Source organism: Pedobacter paludisoli, from assembly GCF_052344095.1.
GTDB lineage: Bacteria > Bacteroidota > Bacteroidia > Sphingobacteriales > Sphingobacteriaceae > Pedobacter.
The window spans coordinates 320,155-339,167 of the sequence record NZ_CP179926.1; the positions used below are offsets into that span (position 1 = coordinate 320,155).

The 19,013-nt window shown below is 38.8% G+C and carries 13 protein-coding genes; 8 read left to right on the forward strand and 5 right to left on the reverse strand.

Going from position 1 to position 19,013, the window contains the following annotated elements:
• Positions 1–2: 2 nt before the first annotated feature.
• From ACJVDK_RS01270 to ACJVDK_RS01280, 3 genes are read left to right on the forward strand one after another with little or no spacing between them, the layout of a single operon-like run.
• Positions 3–1,370 (forward strand): sulfatase family protein, encoded by a 1,368-nt coding sequence (locus ACJVDK_RS01270; protein WP_443938510.1) that lies wholly within the window; start codon positions 3–5, stop codon positions 1,368–1,370.
• 36 nt (positions 1,371–1,406) lie between these two features.
• Positions 1,407–2,960, forward strand: a complete 1,554-nt coding sequence (locus tag ACJVDK_RS01275; protein ID WP_443938511.1) for a sulfatase family protein — start codon at positions 1,407–1,409, stop codon at positions 2,958–2,960.
• A gap of 29 nt (positions 2,961–2,989) precedes the next feature.
• A complete protein-coding gene (locus tag ACJVDK_RS01280; protein ID WP_443938512.1) occupies positions 2,990–4,573 on the forward strand; it encodes an alpha-L-fucosidase in 1,584 nt (527 codons plus the stop codon).
• Between the two features lie 56 nt (positions 4,574–4,629).
• Here ACJVDK_RS01280 and map read toward each other — a convergent pair whose 3' ends face one another.
• The 3 genes from map to ACJVDK_RS01295 all read right to left on the reverse strand — a co-directional run bounded on the left by map (position 4,630) and on the right by ACJVDK_RS01295 (position 7,749).
• Positions 4,630–5,430 carry a type I methionyl aminopeptidase gene (gene map / locus ACJVDK_RS01285; protein ID WP_443938513.1) on the reverse strand — a complete coding sequence of 267 codons (801 nt, stop codon included), beginning with the start codon at positions 5,428–5,430 and terminating at the stop codon, positions 4,630–4,632.
• Positions 5,431–5,567: 137 nt separating this feature from the next.
• A complete protein-coding gene (locus tag ACJVDK_RS01290; RefSeq protein ID WP_443938514.1) occupies positions 5,568–6,461 on the reverse strand; it encodes a mechanosensitive ion channel family protein in 894 nt (297 codons plus the stop codon).
• Between the two features lie 43 nt (positions 6,462–6,504).
• Positions 6,505–7,749, reverse strand: coding sequence for a cation:proton antiporter (locus ACJVDK_RS01295; protein ID WP_443938515.1), 1,245 nt, complete (start codon positions 7,747–7,749; stop codon positions 6,505–6,507).
• Positions 7,750–8,090: 341 nt separating this feature from the next.
• On the opposite strand from ACJVDK_RS01295, the gene ACJVDK_RS01300 reads away from it, so the two are divergent.
• From ACJVDK_RS01300 to ACJVDK_RS01315, 4 genes are read left to right on the forward strand one after another with little or no spacing between them, the layout of a single operon-like run.
• Positions 8,091–10,853: a DUF1553 domain-containing protein gene (locus ACJVDK_RS01300; protein WP_443938516.1), complete on the forward strand. Its 2,763-nt coding sequence runs from the start codon at positions 8,091–8,093 to the stop codon at positions 10,851–10,853.
• A 4-nt stretch (positions 10,854–10,857) separates the two neighbouring features.
• On the forward strand, positions 10,858–12,369 hold the full coding sequence (locus ACJVDK_RS01305; protein WP_443938517.1) for a DUF1501 domain-containing protein: 1,512 nt from the start codon (positions 10,858–10,860) through the stop codon (positions 12,367–12,369).
• A 7-nt stretch (positions 12,370–12,376) separates the two neighbouring features.
• Positions 12,377–13,309 (forward strand): sugar phosphate isomerase/epimerase family protein, encoded by a 933-nt coding sequence (locus ACJVDK_RS01310; RefSeq protein ID WP_443938518.1) that lies wholly within the window; start codon positions 12,377–12,379, stop codon positions 13,307–13,309.
• Positions 13,310–13,315: 6 nt separating this feature from the next.
• Entirely contained in the window at positions 13,316–14,710 is a 1,395-nt protein-coding gene (locus ACJVDK_RS01315) for a c-type cytochrome domain-containing protein (protein WP_443938519.1), read from the forward strand.
• 113 nt (positions 14,711–14,823) lie between these two features.
• Here ACJVDK_RS01315 and ACJVDK_RS01320 read toward each other — a convergent pair whose 3' ends face one another.
• Complete coding sequence (locus tag ACJVDK_RS01320) at positions 14,824–15,738, reverse strand: DsbA family protein (RefSeq protein WP_443938520.1); 915 nt, start codon at positions 15,736–15,738, stop codon at positions 14,824–14,826.
• 173 nt (positions 15,739–15,911) lie between these two features.
• Between ACJVDK_RS01320 and ACJVDK_RS01325 the strand changes: the two genes are divergently transcribed.
• A complete protein-coding gene (locus ACJVDK_RS01325) occupies positions 15,912–16,274 on the forward strand; it encodes a winged helix-turn-helix transcriptional regulator (protein ID WP_443938521.1) in 363 nt (120 codons plus the stop codon).
• Positions 16,275–16,430: 156 nt separating this feature from the next.
• Here ACJVDK_RS01325 and ACJVDK_RS01330 read toward each other — a convergent pair whose 3' ends face one another.
• The gene (locus ACJVDK_RS01330; protein WP_443938522.1) at positions 16,431–18,995 is read right to left on the reverse strand and encodes an ATP-binding protein; all 2,565 of its coding nucleotides are present in this window, start codon (positions 18,993–18,995) and stop codon (positions 16,431–16,433) included.
• Between the last annotated feature and the right edge of the window lie 18 nt (positions 18,996–19,013).

Sequence of the window (19,013 nt, forward strand, 5' to 3'; positions counted from 1 at the left end):
AGATGCGATTATTAACAGTACCCGTAAGTAAGATGATAACCTTTGGTCTGTTGCTAGGAGGCGTATTCCATATTCCTATAGCTGCAAAGGCTCAAAAGAAGCCAAATATCATTGTTTTTTTTACGGATGATCAAGGATATGCTGATTTGGGTTGTTATGGAGCAACCAATTTCAAAACACCTAACATCGATAAACTTGCAGCGAATGGGATGTTGTTCAAGCAATTTTATGTACCCGCATCGGTATGTACACCTTCACGCGCAGGTTTGTTAACCGGTAAATACCCAAAGCGGACTAATTTAGACAAGGAAGTAATTTATTCGTATTCAAAACATGGTTTGGCTCCCGGCGTAGCTACAATTCCTACGTTACTTCATTCGCAAGGATATATTTCAGCTTGTATTGGGAAATGGCATTTGGGAAATCAACTTGAATTTATGCCAAACAACCACGGTTTCGATTATTTTTATGGCGTACCGTATTCAAATGACATGGATGGTTATTACTATGCAAACGTAAAATATCAGTCGCCACCACTTCCGGTATATTTAAATCAAAAAGTGGTTCGCAGTGGAGTGAATCAAGATTCATTAACTGCCATGTGGACCAATGCTGCGGTTAAATTTATTCACGAGAACAAGAAAAAACCATTCTTCATGTATTTAGCGCACAACATGCCCCATGCACCATGGCACGCTTCCGATAATTTTAAAGATAAAAGTGGTTATGGTTTGTATGGCGATGCGATGCAAGAACTCGATTGGAGCATGGGAGAATTAATCAAAACTTTGAAAGATGAAGGTCTTTCTGAAAACACCATTATCATTTTTACATCCGATAATGGCCCTGTTACAACCTTAAAGAACGGCGGAAGCGCCCAACCGCTAAAAGGAGGAAAAACGACCACCTGGGAAGGAGGAATGCGCGTACCCGGAATTGTGTATTGGCCTGGGAAAATTCCAAAAGGAGTTGTCTCAAATGAGCCGGTATCTACCTTAGATTTATTACCTACTTTATCAAAAATTGCAGGGGTAAAAACCCCTTCCGATTTGGTTTTGGATGGAAGAGATATAAGTCAATTATGGTTGAAACCAAAAGTCTATAAAAGTCAGCCTTTCGAATTATTGTACTACGGCAGAAATGGCGATTTAGAAGCCTACACCAATGGGAAATGGAAATTGCATCTTGCGAAATCCTTAGGATGGGATAAAACGAAAGGAGCTTTCCCTGTTAGTCTTTTTAATTTGCAAACAGATCTTTCCGAATCAACCAACGTAGCAGAAAAAGAACCCAATAAAGTGCTTGAACTGGAAAAAAGGATGCACGATCTGGATAGTCAAATTATCCCCTTAAAAAGTCAAAAGAAATAAATTTATTTTGAAATCGAACCTCTTATATAAAGTATAATGAATCTACAAATCACTTTTTATCCCCTAAAGAAAAACGCTATTCAGTGGTTAGGGATGTGTCTATTATTGGCTTTTGGGCCAAATTTACAGGCGCAACAAAAACAAAAAAAATTACCCAATATCATTTATGTGTTAACGGATGATTTAGGAATTGGCGATGTAAAAGCATTTAATCCGAAGTCAAAAATAAAAACGCCAGGTTTTGATCAACTAGCCAAAGAGGGAATGATTTTTACCGATGCTCATTCATCTTCGGCAGTTTGCTCTCCATCAAGATACAGTATTTTAACCGGACGTTACAGCTGGAGAACCAGATTGAAAAACGGGGTGCTAAACGGGGAGTCAGAAGCATTGATAAACCCTGAAAGACTAACAGCTGCCAAAATTCTTAAGAAAGCCGGTTATCATACTGCTTATATTGGTAAATGGCATATGGGATGGGATTGGGCGAAGAGCGATGATAAAAAAATTGATTTTAGTAAGCCTGTAAGCAATGGCCCAAATCAAGATGGTTTCGATTATGCATATGGTTTTTCTGGTTCTTTAGATATGCCGCCCTATGTGTATGTAGAAAATGGAAAGAGCACCGCAATCCCAACGAAGGAAACGGAGAATACCGACGATCAAGGTTTTTGGAGAAAAGGTTTAACCGCTCCTGATTTTGTTCATGAACAAGCTACGCCAAATTTCTACGAACGCGCTTTTACTTATATTAAGGAGCAAGCCAAATCAGAGAAACCATTTTTCTTGTACTTGCCACTTCCATCGCCACACACGCCTATCTTGCCAAGTAAAGAATGGGAAGGGAAAAGTGGCTTAAACAATCCGTATCCTGATTTTGTAATGATGGTGGATGACTACTTTGCTAAATTAGAGAAAGCTGTAAAGGATGCTGGCATAGCCGATAATACAATCATTATTTTTACCAGTGATAACGGTTGCTCACCAAAAGCACACATGAATGAACTACAAAAACAAGGACATTATTCAAGCTACATCTATAGAGGAGCAAAGGCCGATATTTTTGAAGGAGGCCACCGCATTCCGTTAATTATCAAATGGCCAGGAGTCATTAAACCGGGTACACGCTGCGATCAAACAACGGGTTTAATTGATTTTATGGCAACCGCTGCAGATATCGTAAAAACAGCTTTACCTGAGAATGCAGCTGAAGATAGTTACAGCATGTTGCCCTTGTTTAAAGATCCAAAATCGACAGAATATAAGCGTGAAACATCTATTCATCACTCCATAAATGGAAGTTTCGCCATCAGAAAAGGAAAATGGAAATTTATTCTTTGTGCAGGTTCAGGCGGTTGGAGTCAGCCATTGCCAGCAAAAGAGAAAGAATTGAATTTACCTCCATTTCAATTATACGATTTGGAAAGCGATCCGGCAGAAAAAAATAATTTATACGGAAAATACCCTGCCATTGAAAAGGAATTAAAAGACGAACTGACGAAAGAGATTTTGCAAGGAAGATCTACACCCGGTAAACCACAGCAAAACGATGGCGGAAATAATTGGGCACAGTTAAAATGGATGCAATAAGCATATTAAAGAAAAAAAGAATCCCTTTGATGAAAGCATGTAGAGCAGGAATCGTTTCGTTGGTATGCTATTTACTGAGTATGCCCATAATGGCTCAAGTAAATAATCCCCAAGAAAAAGCAAAAAGAATGCAATGGTGGACAGATGCGCGATTTGGCATGTTTCTACATTGGGGCGCCTACTCTGTTTTGGGCGGTGAATGGAATGGAGTAGATTACGGAAAAGAAATGGCCGACGCCAGCAGCGAGTGGATTTATTTAACAGCAGATATTCCAAAAGCTGATTACGAACAGGTTGCTAAGTCCTTTAATCCAGCTAAATTTGATGCCGATAAATGGGTGAAAATGGCCAAAGATGCCGGAATGAAATACATGGTATTGACATCAAAACATCACGATGGTTTTGCGCTTTTTGATAGCAAAGCAACCAACTGGAATGTGGTAAAAACAGCAGCCTATCATCAGGATGTTGTGAAAAAATTTACAGATGCTTGTCGCAAACAAGACATGAAAGTGGGGCTGTATTTCTCGCATGAAAAGGATTGGTACAACAGCAAAAAAATAAGAAACGATTACACGCCCAATACTCCAGAATATCTTCAATTAGTAAAAGAACAATTAACCGAAGTATTGACTAATTATGGGAAAATAGATTTGCTGTGGTTTGATATGGGGATTGAAAATCACCAACAGTTAAATGAAATGTGCTACAAGTTGGTGCGAAAATTACAACCTGATTGTATCATAAGCAGTAGAATTGGCAGTGGATTAGGGGATTACAAAAATTTGGGCGATCGTGAATTGGCCTTGCCTGGAATGGGCGATTATGTAGAATCCATCATGACCCTACGCTTGAATTGGGCTTACGATAAGAACGATGCCGAATGGAAATCATCGGATGATGTTATTGCCATGATTTCAAAAACAGCATGCCGAGGCTCTAATTTTTTACTGAATATTGGCCCACAGCCTGATGGCGATTTTACGCCTGAAGAGAAAATCCGTCTAAAAAATATCGGTGATTGGATGAAACAAAACGGCGAAGCCATATACAATACAAAAAAATCTCCTTTCGTGGGGGAGTTTAGCTGGGGTTCCATTACCTATAACGATAAAATAGTCTATTTGCACCTGAACGGTACACTACTGCCGCAAGCTATACTAACCGGACTGAAAAGCAAAATTAATTCGGCTACTCTATTAAAAGATGGAACAGCTGTCGCTTTTACCCAAAATATAACGGATGCATCGGTAACCCTACATTTACCATCCAATATAGCGGCTTTTAAAGCGCCCATTATAAAACTGGTACTGGCCGATTTACCAACGTTCGTGCAAGATAAAGGCCCAACTAAATTGCCACCTGTAGAGAAATATAACCGACGGAAATTAATTAAAGGAGTGATAACGGTCGTAGATGGAATAAATTTTACGCTTCGTAGTCAAGACACCACCATGAATTTTCAGTTAAACGAATCCATGGAATATCGAATAAAGCAAAACAACATAACGCAACAGGTAAGGGGCTATAATTTACAGCCGAATCAATCTTGTTCAGTGGTGTATGAGGCCGATACTAGGAAAAGAGTGACCTTAATTTTACGAGAAGATTAAACCATCAAAAAGGGCAGCTGATTGATTTTAGCTGCCCTTTTTTCATCGGTTATATTTTAATAATAACTGCAATTCAAATTCGGATTGTTTTTCTCTGCTAATTCAATAGGTGCGTAATCCGATAAAATAAGTGCTTCCCCTTTTTTCACACAAACGTCGTGCTCAAAATGAACGGAAGGCTTGCGGTCAGCGGTTCTAACTGTCCAACCATCTTTTTCAATGAACACATCTTTGGTGCCCATGTTAATCATGGGTTCAATAGCTAAAACTAAATTTTCTTTCAAAAGCAAGCCGGAACCACGTTTGCCATAATTAGGTACTTGAGGGTCTTCATGCATACTTCTTCCAAGACCATGTCCTACAAAATCGCGTACAACGCCATAACCTTTTTTCTGACAGTGTTGTTGGATGGCATGGCCAATATCGCCTAAGCGTTTGCCTACAACCGCTTCTTTTATACCAATGAAAAGGGATTCCTTCGTCGTTTTTACCAAGTCTAAAACTTCTTTTTTGGCATCGCCGATAACAAAGGTATAGGCATGATCGCCGTGATATTCATTTTTAATAACTCCTACATCGACCGAAACAATATCGCCGTCTTTAAGCATTTCATTACCCGGAAAACCATGAACCACCACATCGTTAACCGAAGTAATGATATGATGTGGAAAACCGTGATATTTGTAAAAAGAAGGAACCGCTCCGTTATCTAAAATAAACGCATTAGCAAGTTTATCGATTTCGATTGTCGCTAAACCAGGGCGTAAAATTTTGGCAATTTCCGAAAGCGTTTCACTTACTAAAAGCGCACTGATTCTCATCAGCTCAACTTCTTCATCCGTTTTGTAAAAAATCATGGCTGCAAAATTACGAATAAGTTTTTCAAAAAAATCTGTTTCTTAAAAATGGATGTGCTGGATGGATTGCTTGTTTTTCGTAGGAGTGTTTCGTAGCACACCAGCCTTGTTGGCACGGCTTTAAAAATCAATGACATTTATGCTTTTGTGGGGTCAGCTAAAACCTCGTGCAAACCTTTTCCTCCTTTAATCCCGAAATCCATGGTCATAATTGGGAATGGAATTACAATGTTATGCTGATCGTACGCTTTCTTAATGCGGATGATGGCCGCATCCCAAACGCTTAAATAGCTCACTTGATCCACCGAATTTACCCACAAACGCAGGGTAAAATTAATGGAGCTATTGCTAAATTCTTGATAAAACATGCTGGGTTCTTCGCTCTCACAAAGACCCGGAATGTCTGCAACAGCTTGAAGTGTTATTTTTTTTACCGCTTCTAAATCTTCTCCGTACGAAACGCCTAAATTTAAATCAATTCGTCGTTTACCAAGTTTCGAGTAATTTTCAATGGGATTCTGGAAAACCTCTTTGTTAGGAATGATAACCATTTTACCTTGAAAAGTCATGATGGCCGTATCGCGGAGATTAATTTCGACCACCTTCCCCATATAACCTTTAATGCTCACAATATCGCCAAAACGAAGCGGCCTGCGAAAGGAGATAAATATACCCGACATAAAATTTGCTGCAATATCTTGAAAGGCAAAAGCTAACGCCAAACCCAGTATTCCGGCACCCGCCAGTATTGAGGTAACAGCCTTATCCAGGTTGAGAATACTCAATACAATAAAAAGGATAATTCCTATAAAAACAATGTAGATGATGGATGCAAAAAGATCACACAGCGTTCGGTTATCGGAGAACTTGATGATGAGCTTGCGCGAAATCCCTTTAATATAACCCGCCAGCTTTAAGCCTAAAGTAAAAACGATAGCTGCAAGAACAATGTTAGGTAGCAAACGGATAAGTCCGTGTACCCATTTCATTATTTCTTCAGAAATTAAGTCGGTTGCCTTTGTCAGATCCATGGTGTTTTTAAGGTTAAGATACTTAATTTTTAATTATTTATCGTTAATCGTTTTTAAGAATCAGGCGTTTAGCAAACGAGCCTATGGTAAGCCCTTGAACAAGAATTGAAAATACTACAATAATGTAGGTAATGAGTACAAATTGATTTCGGTACATGTCGGTACTGAGGGATAATGCCAGCGCTACTGAAATTCCCCCACGAAGACCACCCCAAGTAAGTATGGCTACCGAATTTTTTTCAAACGGAAATTTAAGACGCATGATTGATACCGGTAAAAAGACCGAAATCCAGCGTGCAAAAAGCACTATTCCAATGCAAATGATACCAATCCAAAAAACAACTGGATCAATTTCGATGATGAGCATTTCTAAACCAATAAATAAAAACAGTACGGCGTTTAAAATTTCATCAATCATCTCCCAAAATTTACCAACATAGTCTCGCGTAATGGCAGACATGCCATGCTCTTTCGATTTGTTTCCTGTAATAATTCCAGCGATTACCATGGCCAATGGCCCCGAAAAATGGAGCATTCCTGCTATAAAATAGCCCCCAACAACAATGGCAAGTGTAATTAAAACTTCTACCTTGTAATCGTCTATAGAACGTAATGCCCAATAGCCAATGTAACCGAGTAAGGCGCCAAATGCGATGCCTCCAAGGGCTTCCATCACAAATAACTTTCCAATATCAACCATCGAAAAAGTACCGGTAGTGGAGCGTGCAATTTCGGCGATGGAAATAAAAACCACAACCGATACGCCATCATTAAAAAGCGATTCCCCTGATATTTTTAATTCCAGTGAGTTTGGGATATTGGCTTTTTTTAAGATCCCTAAAACAGCAATGGGATCGGTAGGCGAAATAAGCGCACCAAACAAGAGGCAGTAAATAAGGGGAATGTTCATCGAAAACAGTTGGAATAACCACCAAACTAATACACCTACCACAAAGGTTGAAAGCAAAATACCAACGGTGGCTAGTATTAAAACAGGAATCCGTTCTGTTTTGAGTTTTGCCGCATTGATGTGAAAAGCCCCTGCAAAAAGCAAGAAACTCAACATGAAGTTCATTAATATATTTTCAAAATTGAGGGCTTTAGCCAAAATCACAACTTTATTGAATAGGAACAGGTTAGACGAACCAATACTAATAAGGAAAATGGACGAAATTAATGAAAGCGCCATGATACCAATAGTAGGAGGCCATTTTATAAAACGATGGTTAATGTAAGAGAAGATAGCGGCTAATACAAGGGTAATGGCAATAATTTCTTGAGTATTCATGCAAAGCGATTTAAATTTATTTTCGGTTTCAGCTGTTACGAATTTAACAGATTTCATGAGGATGATACTACTTGAATGCAAGAATCATTCCTCCCGTAAATATGTGTTAATATACTGATTTTCTATTTATTACCTAAAATGGTTTTTTTTTTGGTGCTGTGGCGATAAATCTACAAGAAGCTACCGATTATTCGCTGCCGGTTAAATGATCCAATGATGCGATACCTAGTATAAATCAAGTTTAATCATCCCGATAGGAAGCCATCACAATTTTTTATTGCCATTGTTTTGTATTGTCATTTTTCTATCATATATTGTTGTTTTATCCTTGCTTATCCATCATGTACACCAAAAAAAAGGTAATTCTATTCATCGTATTTTTGAGCTTGGCATCTTTAGTTGCGTTTTCTCTTTTGTCTGCTGAAAAACAAGTTGATTTTAATACAGAGATAAAACCAATTCTCAATAAAAAATGTATCAGTTGTCATGGGGGGGTAAAACAGCAAGGTGGATTTAGTGTGCTTTTTCGTGAAGAAGCCCTAGCGGTAACAAAAAGTGGTAAGCCTGCCATCCTTGTTGGCGATCCGGAGAATAGCGAATTTATCAAGCGCTTAAAAAGCAACGACCCTGAATTGCGTATGCCTTACAAACATGAAGCACTAAAGGAAGAGGAAATCAATTTGTTTAGTCGGTGGATTAAACAAGGTGCAAAATGGGGTAAACATTGGGCTTACGTAGCTGTTCAAGAAACAGTGGTTCCGGATGTAGATGCTGATTGGGCAGAAACCAATATTGATAAGTTTGTGTATGAGAAATTACAAGAACAACAGTTAAATCCTTCTGATGTAGCAGATAAAGCAATTTTATTACGCAGATTAGGTTTAGATTTAGTTGGACTTTATCCAACAGAAAAGCAAGTTGAAACATATATGCATGCCAAGGATGAGCGCAAAGCCTATGAAAAAATGGTGGATGAACTTTTAGCCTCGCCAGAGTTTGGCGAAAAATGGGCTTCCATGTGGCTAGATGTTGCACGTTATGCAGATACAAAAGGATATGAAAGAGATGGAGGCCGTACTATTTGGCCTTATAGAGATTGGGTAATAAGGGCTTTCAATACGGATATGCCATACAATCAGTTTATAACAGAGCAGATTGCCGGCGATTTATTGCCGAATCCAACCGATCAACAATATATTGCCACAGCTTTTAGCCGAAATACACCTACAAATGACGAAGGAGGGACCAATAATGAAGAATTTAGGGTTTCAGCTGTATTGGATCGGGTAAACACCACTTGGGAAGGACTGATGAGTACAACGTTTGCTTGTGTGCAGTGTCACAGTCATCCATACGACCCATTCAAACACGATGAATATTATAAATTCAGTTCCTATTTCAATAATAGTAGAGATGAAGATGTAATGGCAGACTATCCCTTGTTCAGACAATTTAACGATAGCACGAAGCACGAGTTGGATAAAATGTATGAGTGGGTCAAAACAAATGAGGGCAAAGTTAAAGCGGATAGGATTAAATTATTCATTCAAACGGGGCAGCCTTCTATAAACTCGACAACCGCAATACCGCTTAAAAACGCTGTGATTGCGAATGGTAATGTGAATTTGCAATTTCGCGATCAAGCTGTAGCACGCTTATCCTCCGTTGATTTGCGCAATGCGGATCAATTAATTATGAGTTATCGTTCTAAACAAGCGGGCGGAAAACTAACTATGCGCATGGATGCCGAAAACGGTCCGGTAATAAAACAATGGACAGTAGATACCGCACAAAAGCAGCAAGTGGTTAAAATTAATTTTCCAAAGCAAAATGGTATTCACGATGTATACCTGCGCTATGAAAATCCATCTTTTGCTAGAAATACGGGCAAGTCTGATGAGAAATCTAAAGAAAAATATGCAGTGTTTTTCGACTGGTTTCATTTCGGAGAGCAATTTCCGGGTAAGGGTAAACCCGGTTATGAACAAGCAAAAAGAAGCTATGATTCCTTGTTAATCATCAAAGCACCGGGTGTCCCAATTATGGTTGAAAATCCGGATGCGATGAGACGTGAAAATTATGTTTTTGAACGTGGCGCCTGGACCTCTAAAGGAAAAAAAGTTACCGCCAATGTACCACAATCGTTGGCCTTTGCCATGCCTAAAAATGCACCCAATAATCGATTGGGTTTAGCCATGTGGCTTACTGATAAAAGAAATCCTCTGGTTTCACGAACGATAGTAAATAAATTATGGGAGCAAATTTTTGGAATTGGTTTGGTAGAAACGCTGGAGGACATGGGGACACAAGGCATACCACCAACGCACCAAGAATTGTTGGATTATATGGCGTATCGCTTTATGCACAACTACAATTGGAGCATAAAAAAAATGATAAAAGAAATGGTCATGTCGGCTACGTACAGACAAAGTTCTATTGTCACAAAAGAACAGAAAGAAAAAGACCCATTCAATAAATACTATGCTAGGGGTTCAAGAGTACGATTAAGTGCCGAACAAATGAGAGATCAATGCCTGCAGGTAAGCGGCGCCCTTAATTTGAAAAAATTCGGCCCTCCGGTGATGCCATGGCAGCCCGAGGGGATATGGCAATCTCCGTACAATAGCGCAAAATGGAAAACAGCAACGGGAGACGAACAGTATCGCAGGGCGATTTATACCTACTGGAAACGTACCTCGCCTTATCCATCTGCTATCGCATTTGATGGTGTTTCAAGGGTAATATGCAGTCCAAGACGTATTCGTACCAATACTCCGTTACAAGCATTGGTAACGTTGAACGATAGTGTGTATGTAGATTTAGCTCGAAAATTTGCACATAAAATGGACCAACCGTTTTTAAAAACACCTGCTCAAAAAATAGCAAAAGGGTACGAATTAATGTTGTTTAAAAAAATCCCCACGGCTACATTACAGATTTTCGAAGAATTGTACCAAGACGCAAATAAGACTTTTAAAAAGAATCCAGCCAGTGCTGCAGCCTTCCTAGGGAAGAAGGGCGAAAAGGTAAATCCCGAAAAAGCATCCTTGGTTTTAGTTGCGAATGCTATGTTGAATTTAGATGAGGTAATTACTAAGAATTAAGAAAATGACCAGAGACGAATTAAATGCACATCGCTTAGTAAAAGAGGCAAGTGAGGCACAAGCACAGGGCTATTCAAGAAGACATTTTCTAAAAGAGAGTGCAATGGGGCTGGGTGCATTGGCCATGGGAAGTTTAATGGGTAGTTGCAGCGGAATTTTTGGCTCTAACAGCAATGCTTCGGCTATTGATGCTGCACACCCAATGAGGCCAAAGGCACCACCGTTTTTAGGAAAGGCAAAAAGTGTCATTTATTTGCATATGGCAGGAGCTCCATCGCAATTAGAGCTTTTTGATTTTAAACCAGAGTTACTGAAAATGGATGGCCAAGATTGTCCGCCCTCCTTATTAGCTGGAAAGCAATTTGCATTTATTACAGGCGTTCCAAAGATGTTGGGACCACAAGCAAGTTTTGCCAAGTATGGTCAAAGTGGAGCAATGGTTAGTGATAATTTACCACATTTATCATCCGTGGTGGATGAAATTACTTTTCTGAAGGCTGTAAAAACCGATCAATTTAACCATGCACCAGCCCAATTGTTGGTTCATACCGGATCCGCTCGTTTAGGAAGACCTAGTATGGGTAGCTGGGTAACGTATGGTTTAGGAAGTGAAAATCAGAACCTGCCTGGTTACGTGGTATTAACCAGTGGTGGGAGTTTTCCTGATGCCGGTAAAAGCGTTTGGGGAAGTGGTTTCTTACCGTCCGTATATCAAGGTGTACAATGTAGAAGTGAAGGTGATCCCGTTTTGTTTATTCAAGATCCCGATGGTTTACCCCGTGATTTACGTAAAGCATCCATCCAAGCAATTAATAAAGCAAATGAAGAACAATACAAGGAATATAACGACCCGGAAATTGTTTCGCGCATAGCGCAATATGAGATGGCCTATCGCATGCAAATTTCTGCGCCAGAAGTGATGAATATAAACGATGAACCCGCCTATATTCATGAAATGTACGGTACGCAACCCGGTAAAAGCTGTTTCGCCAATAATGCGCTTTTAGCAAGGAAATTGGTTGAAAAAGGTGTACGTTATGTACAACTTTTTGATTGGGGTTGGGATACCCATGGAACAGAAAGAAAAGGTTCCGTAGATTTTGGTCTTAAAGATAAGTGTAGAGAAACCGATAGACCCATTACCGCTTTATTGCTGGATTTGAAACAAAGAGGCTTGTTAGATGAAACCTTGGTGGTATGGGGAGGCGAATTTGGTAGAACGCCCATGATGGAAAATAGAAATGGCCTCGTACTTCCGTTTCATGGCAGAGATCATCATCCCGAAGCCTTTACCATTTGGATGGCGGGCGGAGGCATTAAAAAAGGATTTACACATGGAGAAACAGATGAAATAGGGTACAGTGCAATAAGTGGAAGGGTAGATAATTTTGATGTTCAGGCGACTATTTTAAATCAATTGGGTTTCAATCACGAAGAATTTACCTTCCCATTTCAAGGTAGACCATTCCGTTTAACGGATGTATCAGGAAAAGTAATTAGAGAAATTATTGCGTAGGATAAGCATGAATCAAACACGGAGAGAATTTTTAAAAAAATCAGCTATAGCATCAGCAGTTCCCTTATTAAAACCACTTTCGGAAGCGGTTGCCTCATCCTATCAAGTGGAACCGAAACAAGGATATGAATTACTTTTTCTCCAAACAAATTGGGGGTACACAGGTTCATTAGAAGAATTTTGCACAGATACAAAGAAAGCAGGCTACGATGGTGCAGAACTATGGTGGTTAGGTGAAGACCGAGCGAAACAGGAACATTTTTTTGCGACATTAAAAAAGTATGATTTACAAATAGCCTTTTTAGTGGGGGCTGGGCAAAGTAATTTTGATCAGCATTTCGCTAAATTTAAAGAGAATTTGGATGCAGCATGCAGCAATACATTTCAAAAACCTTTGTATATAAACTGTCATTCAGGAAAGGATTATTTTACCTACGAACAGAATAAAAAAATAATCGATTATACGCTCGCAAAAAGAAAAGAAACGGGTATTCCCATCTATCATGAAACACATCGTAGCAGAATGCTATTTGCATGCCATATCGCGAAAAATTTTGCTGAAAACATACCCGATTTACAAATCACACTCGATATATCGCACTGGTGCAATGTACACGAAAGTTTACTGGCTGATCAAAAAGAGAGTGTAGATTTTCTATTGGGCAGGGTGGGTGCCATACACGGAAGAATCGGCCATCCGGAAGGGCCACAAGTAAACGACCCGAGGGCACCTGAATGGGATAAAATAGTGAAAGCGCATTTAGAATGGTGGGATAAGGTGATTGCCCGGAAAAAGCAAAATGGAGAAAGAATAACTATTCTAACGGAATTTGGTCCACCTGATTACATGCCAACTATTCCTTATACCAGACAACCCGTAGCAAATCAATGGGATATTAACGTATACATGATGAATTTACTTAAACAACGTTATCAATAGGGGAATATGTTTGAATTTATCGGACACTTTCATCCCATGTTGGTCCATTTACCAATCGGGATTTTATTGGTTGCTGCTCTTTTTATACTATTAAGCTTTACAGAACGATTTAAAAGTTTGTACAGTGCAGTTGTTTTGCTTTTGTGGCTGGGGATTTTAGGCGCTGTATTTTCGTGTATAACGGGTCTATTGCTTGCACAAAGTGGCGAATATGAGCGCGATTTAGTCAATTATCATAAATGGATGGGGATAGGTACAGCGCTTGCCTCTATCATTTTATTATGGGTATTTAAAAAGATAAAAATTAAATGGATTGTTATTGCTTTATCGGTATTATTAGTCTTAATAATCTCTGTTACGGGGCATATGGGAGGTTCGCTAACGCATGGCGCAGATTATTTAAGCTTGTCTACTGCATCTCCAGATAAAAATGAACTAAAACCTATTCCAAATATACAAGAAGCCTATCTTTATAAAGATGCGATACAACCCATTTTAAAAAGCCGATGTTATAGTTGCCACTCGGCAGCAAAACAAAAAGGAAAGTTACGTTTGGATGAAGAAGCTTTTATGTTAAAGGGTGGCGAACATGGAGCGGCTGTTGTTCCGGGCAAAGCAGATGAAAGCACGCTCATGATTCGAATCTTATTGCCGCTTTCAGATGCAGATCATATGGCACCAAAAGAAAAACCACAATTAACAAAAGAAGAAGTAGAACTGATAAAATGGTGGATTAACAATGGGGCTAGCTTTAAGAAAAAAGTGAACGAATTACTGCAATCGCCAGAAATAAAGCAAATTTTAAAGGCGCTTGAAAATGGAACTTCATCGGTTTCCGAAACGAAAAATAATTCAGATTTGCCTCTCAATGAAGTTGATGCAGCTAACGAAAAAACAATAAAAAAGCTTCAGGTAGCCAATATCTCTGTTTTTCCTGTTCAACAGGGGAGTAATTATCTAAGCCTTAATTTTGTGAATGCATCATCCTTTGCAGATACTATACAAAACATGATACTGGGGGTAAAAGAACAAATGCTCTTCGCAAAATTTGATAATCCCAAAGTAACGAATAAAGTGCTGCAAACGATTGGTAAATGCACGAATTTGCGGCGTTTAAGCCTAAATGGAGCATCCATTAACGATGAAGGTTTAAAAGAGTTAAAAGATTTGAGCAATTTGAAATCAATAAGTTTGGTCGGAACAAAAGTGACTGCCAATGGATTAAGTTCTTTAGCAAAACTAAAACAGTTACAAACCCTATATCTGTATAAAAGTGGGGTTAATCCCAAAGATTATGCTGCGATAAAGAAAGTTTTACCTCATGTAACCATCGATACCGGGAATTACACCTTGCTAAAACTCGCGACAGATACGGTTAAAAATGAGGAAGAATACGAATAAGGATAAGGAAGAATGAACGATTTTTCTAGTGCACTTAGCCAATAATTGGAGGTTAGGAGAGGTGGCGGGCTTAATTCAAATAAATTAAACCCACCGATACCTAGCCTTTTCTATCAGATGTTTTTACGCATCCAAATAGAGCCGTTTTTCATAGAGCGTATAACTAAACTTCCATTTGCCACTAAGGCATTTAGCAGTTTTTCACTTTCAGCTCGTGGTGTGGCTGAAAGTTCAGAAAATTCTTTTGCTGTTAAAGTGGGATAGGTACTAAATAAGTTTTCCCAGTTTTTACTGTAAATAGATTTGATTGCGTTTGGAACAACATTAGAAAGGGCATTTTCAAGGTAAGCATAAGGCTTTGTACCATAAACTATTTCTTTTTGGCCATCTGGGCCGATGAAAAATAGTGTTGGGAAACCTCTTACGCCATATTGTTTAGCCAGGGCTAAATCTTCTTCAAAGAGCACTTTTGCGCCAGCGTTATAATCATTTGCAAACTGGGCAACATCAAGCTGAATGGTTTCGGCTGCTTTTTTTAAATTTTCCCATTTAGCAATATTTATCTTTTGCAAGAAAACCATTTCCCGAATGGCACGAAGAAACAAAATGGCTTTTTCTTCACTTTGCATTTGTGCCGCTTTAAAAGCGATTGATGGAGGATAGGAAGAATCTAAGGGGTCTTCTAACCAAACATCGCCATCAATGGGCATATCATAATAGGCACTTACTTCATCCCAATGGTGTGCCACATCAGCAGGTTTAGAAATACCGCCGCTGTTATAGCTCCAATCAGGCAGTAAGCCGCCCATTCGGTATTCAAAGTCAAGAATATTTCCGTATTCTAATTTTAATTTGCGTAGCTGTGGCTCAATGCCCCAACAAGATGAGCAAATCGGGTCGGTAAAGTAAACAACCTTGATTGATTTTGTTGTTTTAGATGTTTCAATTTTTTCGGAACCACTGTTATCTGCTATGCCGCAAAAACCTTCAACAGGGTCGCATAAAAGAGGATTATTTGTCTTTGTCATTTAAATTGAATGCTGCGCGCTTGCATTAATTTTCCGTATCGAGTACGCGCTTTGTTACACAAAAATATATTTCAGCTCCTGTATATTTGCTATTGATTTCCTTTTGGGAAGTACTATCTTAGAGGGAAGTATCTATGCGGTTTTAAACGCGAAATTTATCTACGAACGACACCATGAAGAAAAGTGCTGAAATAAATATAACACCAGTATGTCAAGTGAAAATGCAGGCAATAAACGATACTATGAGCGTGTTGTCTGGAAAATGGAAATTCCCCATTCTGGGGACCATCATTGAAGGAAACCGCTTAGGGTTTATGGATTTGTTGCGCGAAATTAAAGGCATTGGGCCTAAAATGTTAGCAAAAGAATTGCAAGATTTAGAAATGAACAAATTGCTTTCAAGGACAGTTATGCATACAAAACCCATAACGGTGGAGTATGCTATCACCGATTACGGCAAGTCGTTAGCGCCATTAATTAATGAAATCGCTGTATGGGGCATTCAATACCGTAAATCAGTTTCGGACAAAGACTAAACGATTACTAAAATAACAAAGGTTTAACTGTATTCTTAATGTAGACTTAATTTTCATTTTACATGGCAGTTTTATTTTTGTGCCAATACATTTGGTAAGTATTAAATTAGTTTGGTTAGTTGATAAATGGGCATAATGGATGTTATGCCCATTTTTTTATTTCACGTCATTAATCCAATTGCGGGCTTCGGTTACATTCGAAAAGGAATGAAGCGTAATCTTTTCAGGCTTTAATTCGGCACTTTTTTTGGCCGAAAGTTGGCTAAAGGTGCTGGGCGAATATACCCAAGCCATGTATTTAAGACCTACTTTTTCCATTAACGGGAGCCAAGTGCTACCAACCCATTCTGCAGCTTCAGACCAGGTGCCTAAAACATGTGAGTTATCGTTAACAATTTTGGTATAGCCATGCTCTTTTAACATTTCTAAAATGCGCATGCATCCATTTTGAACCGATTCAAGGTTTTGGAAACCAACCCAATCAATGTCTAAGCGTTGTTTGGATATATTGCAATTGATTACTATGTTACGGTCGCGATAGAAAGTATCTGTTTTCACGTTTAAACCTTTTGTTTGGTTCGTATCAAGCGGTAAACGGAAAAAGAAGGTTGAACCCTTGTCTAATTCGCTTTCAATCCAAAAACTGCCTTGGTGGCGTTTCAAAATTTCTGAAGATATAAACAAGCCTAAGCCAAGTCCTTCAAAGCGCATGGCCGTGTTATCCACTCTAAAATAACGTTCAAAAAGTTTGTCTAAACTCTCTGGGGCTATACCAATGCCAAAATCTTGTACCGAAACAATGATGTTATCGTTAGAAATTCTGCTTTTAACTATGATTTCTTCGCCTTCAGGCGAATATTTTAAGGCATTGCTAATGAAGTTGTTTACTACCTGTTCAATGCGGTAAACATCACCATTGTACAGAACATCGGAATTGCCTTCAACAATAATGCGATGCTTCTCAGAGGTATTTTGCATACTTGCAATAGCATCATTCAGCATTTTTTGAAAATTAAAGGGCTGGAAATCATAGGTCATTTTTCCAGCGTTGATTTTCGTTACGTCAAGTAAATCTGTAATGAGTTTTTCCAACCGTAAGGTTTGCTCCGAAACTTTGTTTAAATGAGGAGCTAAACTTTCATCTTTGTTGCGACGAATGTTTAATTGATTGTACGCTTTTATCGATGTTAAAGGTGTTTTTAACTCATGGCTTGCAATGGAAATAAACTCATCTTTACGTTGCTCATTATTCTTTTGAATTTCGATATTGGTATTGGTACCTAACCAAAACGTAATTTTGCCACCTTCAATTAATGGAACCGCCTTACCCATATGCCAATAATAATTTCCATCAGAAAATCTTAAGCGGAATTCGATGACATATTCAGTGCCGGTTTGTAAGGCGTAGTTCCATCTCTTTAAACAACTATCTAAGTCATCTGGATGTATAAAACCTTGCCAACCTGCACCAATAATGGTTTCTTTGTCTTCACCAAAATTGGCACAAATAATATCGTTTACATAGTTTAATGCACCAGAAGCGTCGGATGTCCAAACTTGCTGCGGCATAGCATTAATAAAGAAGCGTTGGAGCTCTTCTGCCTTCCTTAGTTTTTTATTCGATTCTTCCTGCTCGATAATTTTTTTTGTCAGTAACTGTTGTGATTGATGGAGTTCCTCATTTATCACTGCAAGTTCTTCAAAGGAAGCAGAAAGTTTTTCGTTAATGGTTGTGATTTTTTCGTTGTATTGTTGTTCGCGTTCACGAATTAGCTGTTTCTCCGTAACATCTGTTGTTAACACTAAAATGGCGTATACCTTTCCGCTGGAATCTTTTAAAGCTGTATAAGAAAAATCGCGGTATCGCTTTTCAAGCTTGCCTTCTGGTGTCTTTAAGAAAACTTCGGCATTTTGGTCAAAATAAGGCTTTCCTGTTTGGTAAACATTTTTTAACAAGTGTAAATAACGTTGGCCAATTAGCTCCGGAAAAGCTTCAATAAGGGGTTTGTTTAAAATGCTATCATCCTTTTTCCATAAGGTATACATTCCTTTGTTTACCATGGTCACTTGCATGTCCTCCCCAGTTAAAATGGCAAGGCCGGCAGGAACATTCATAATGATAGACGAAAGCTCTTCATTTCTATTGGCTACTTGTTCCTCTAAAAAATGATTAAAGTTCTCGATATTATGATGCGCAATACGCAATTCTTCATAGGCAACTAGCAATTCTTCGTTGCTGGCACGTAATTCTTCATTGGCGGCAGCAAGTTCGCCTGTTAAATGTTGTTCCCGAATACGTAAATCAATATTCTCTTGCTTGCTAATAATAGAATCGGTAATGTTTTCGCAATTGAGTAATAGCTTTTCAATTGCTCCCTCCATGTTTAAAAGGGGAGTGATTTCCATTTTCCACCAGGTGGGAATTAACATAGGCTCTGTGCCTGAAGGAATATCGTAACGAAAAGGCTCAATGTCTGCTTTTTTACCTTTTGAAGCCCTTTTTAAGGCTTGAGAAAGGGCGGTTTTAACCCCTTCATCTGCTTTGTAAACTTCAAAAATATCCCAAAAACTTAGATCTGTTAAATCGCGACTTCCATAACCAGAAACAACACTAAATTCATGGTTGTATTGTAAAACGGTGAAAATTGGCGAATTCGCCTGCAAAACAACCCTAGGGACTGGACTGTTAAAAAGTACCTGAAGGAGGGTGTTGGTATTCATGCTATACTGATGGGATTA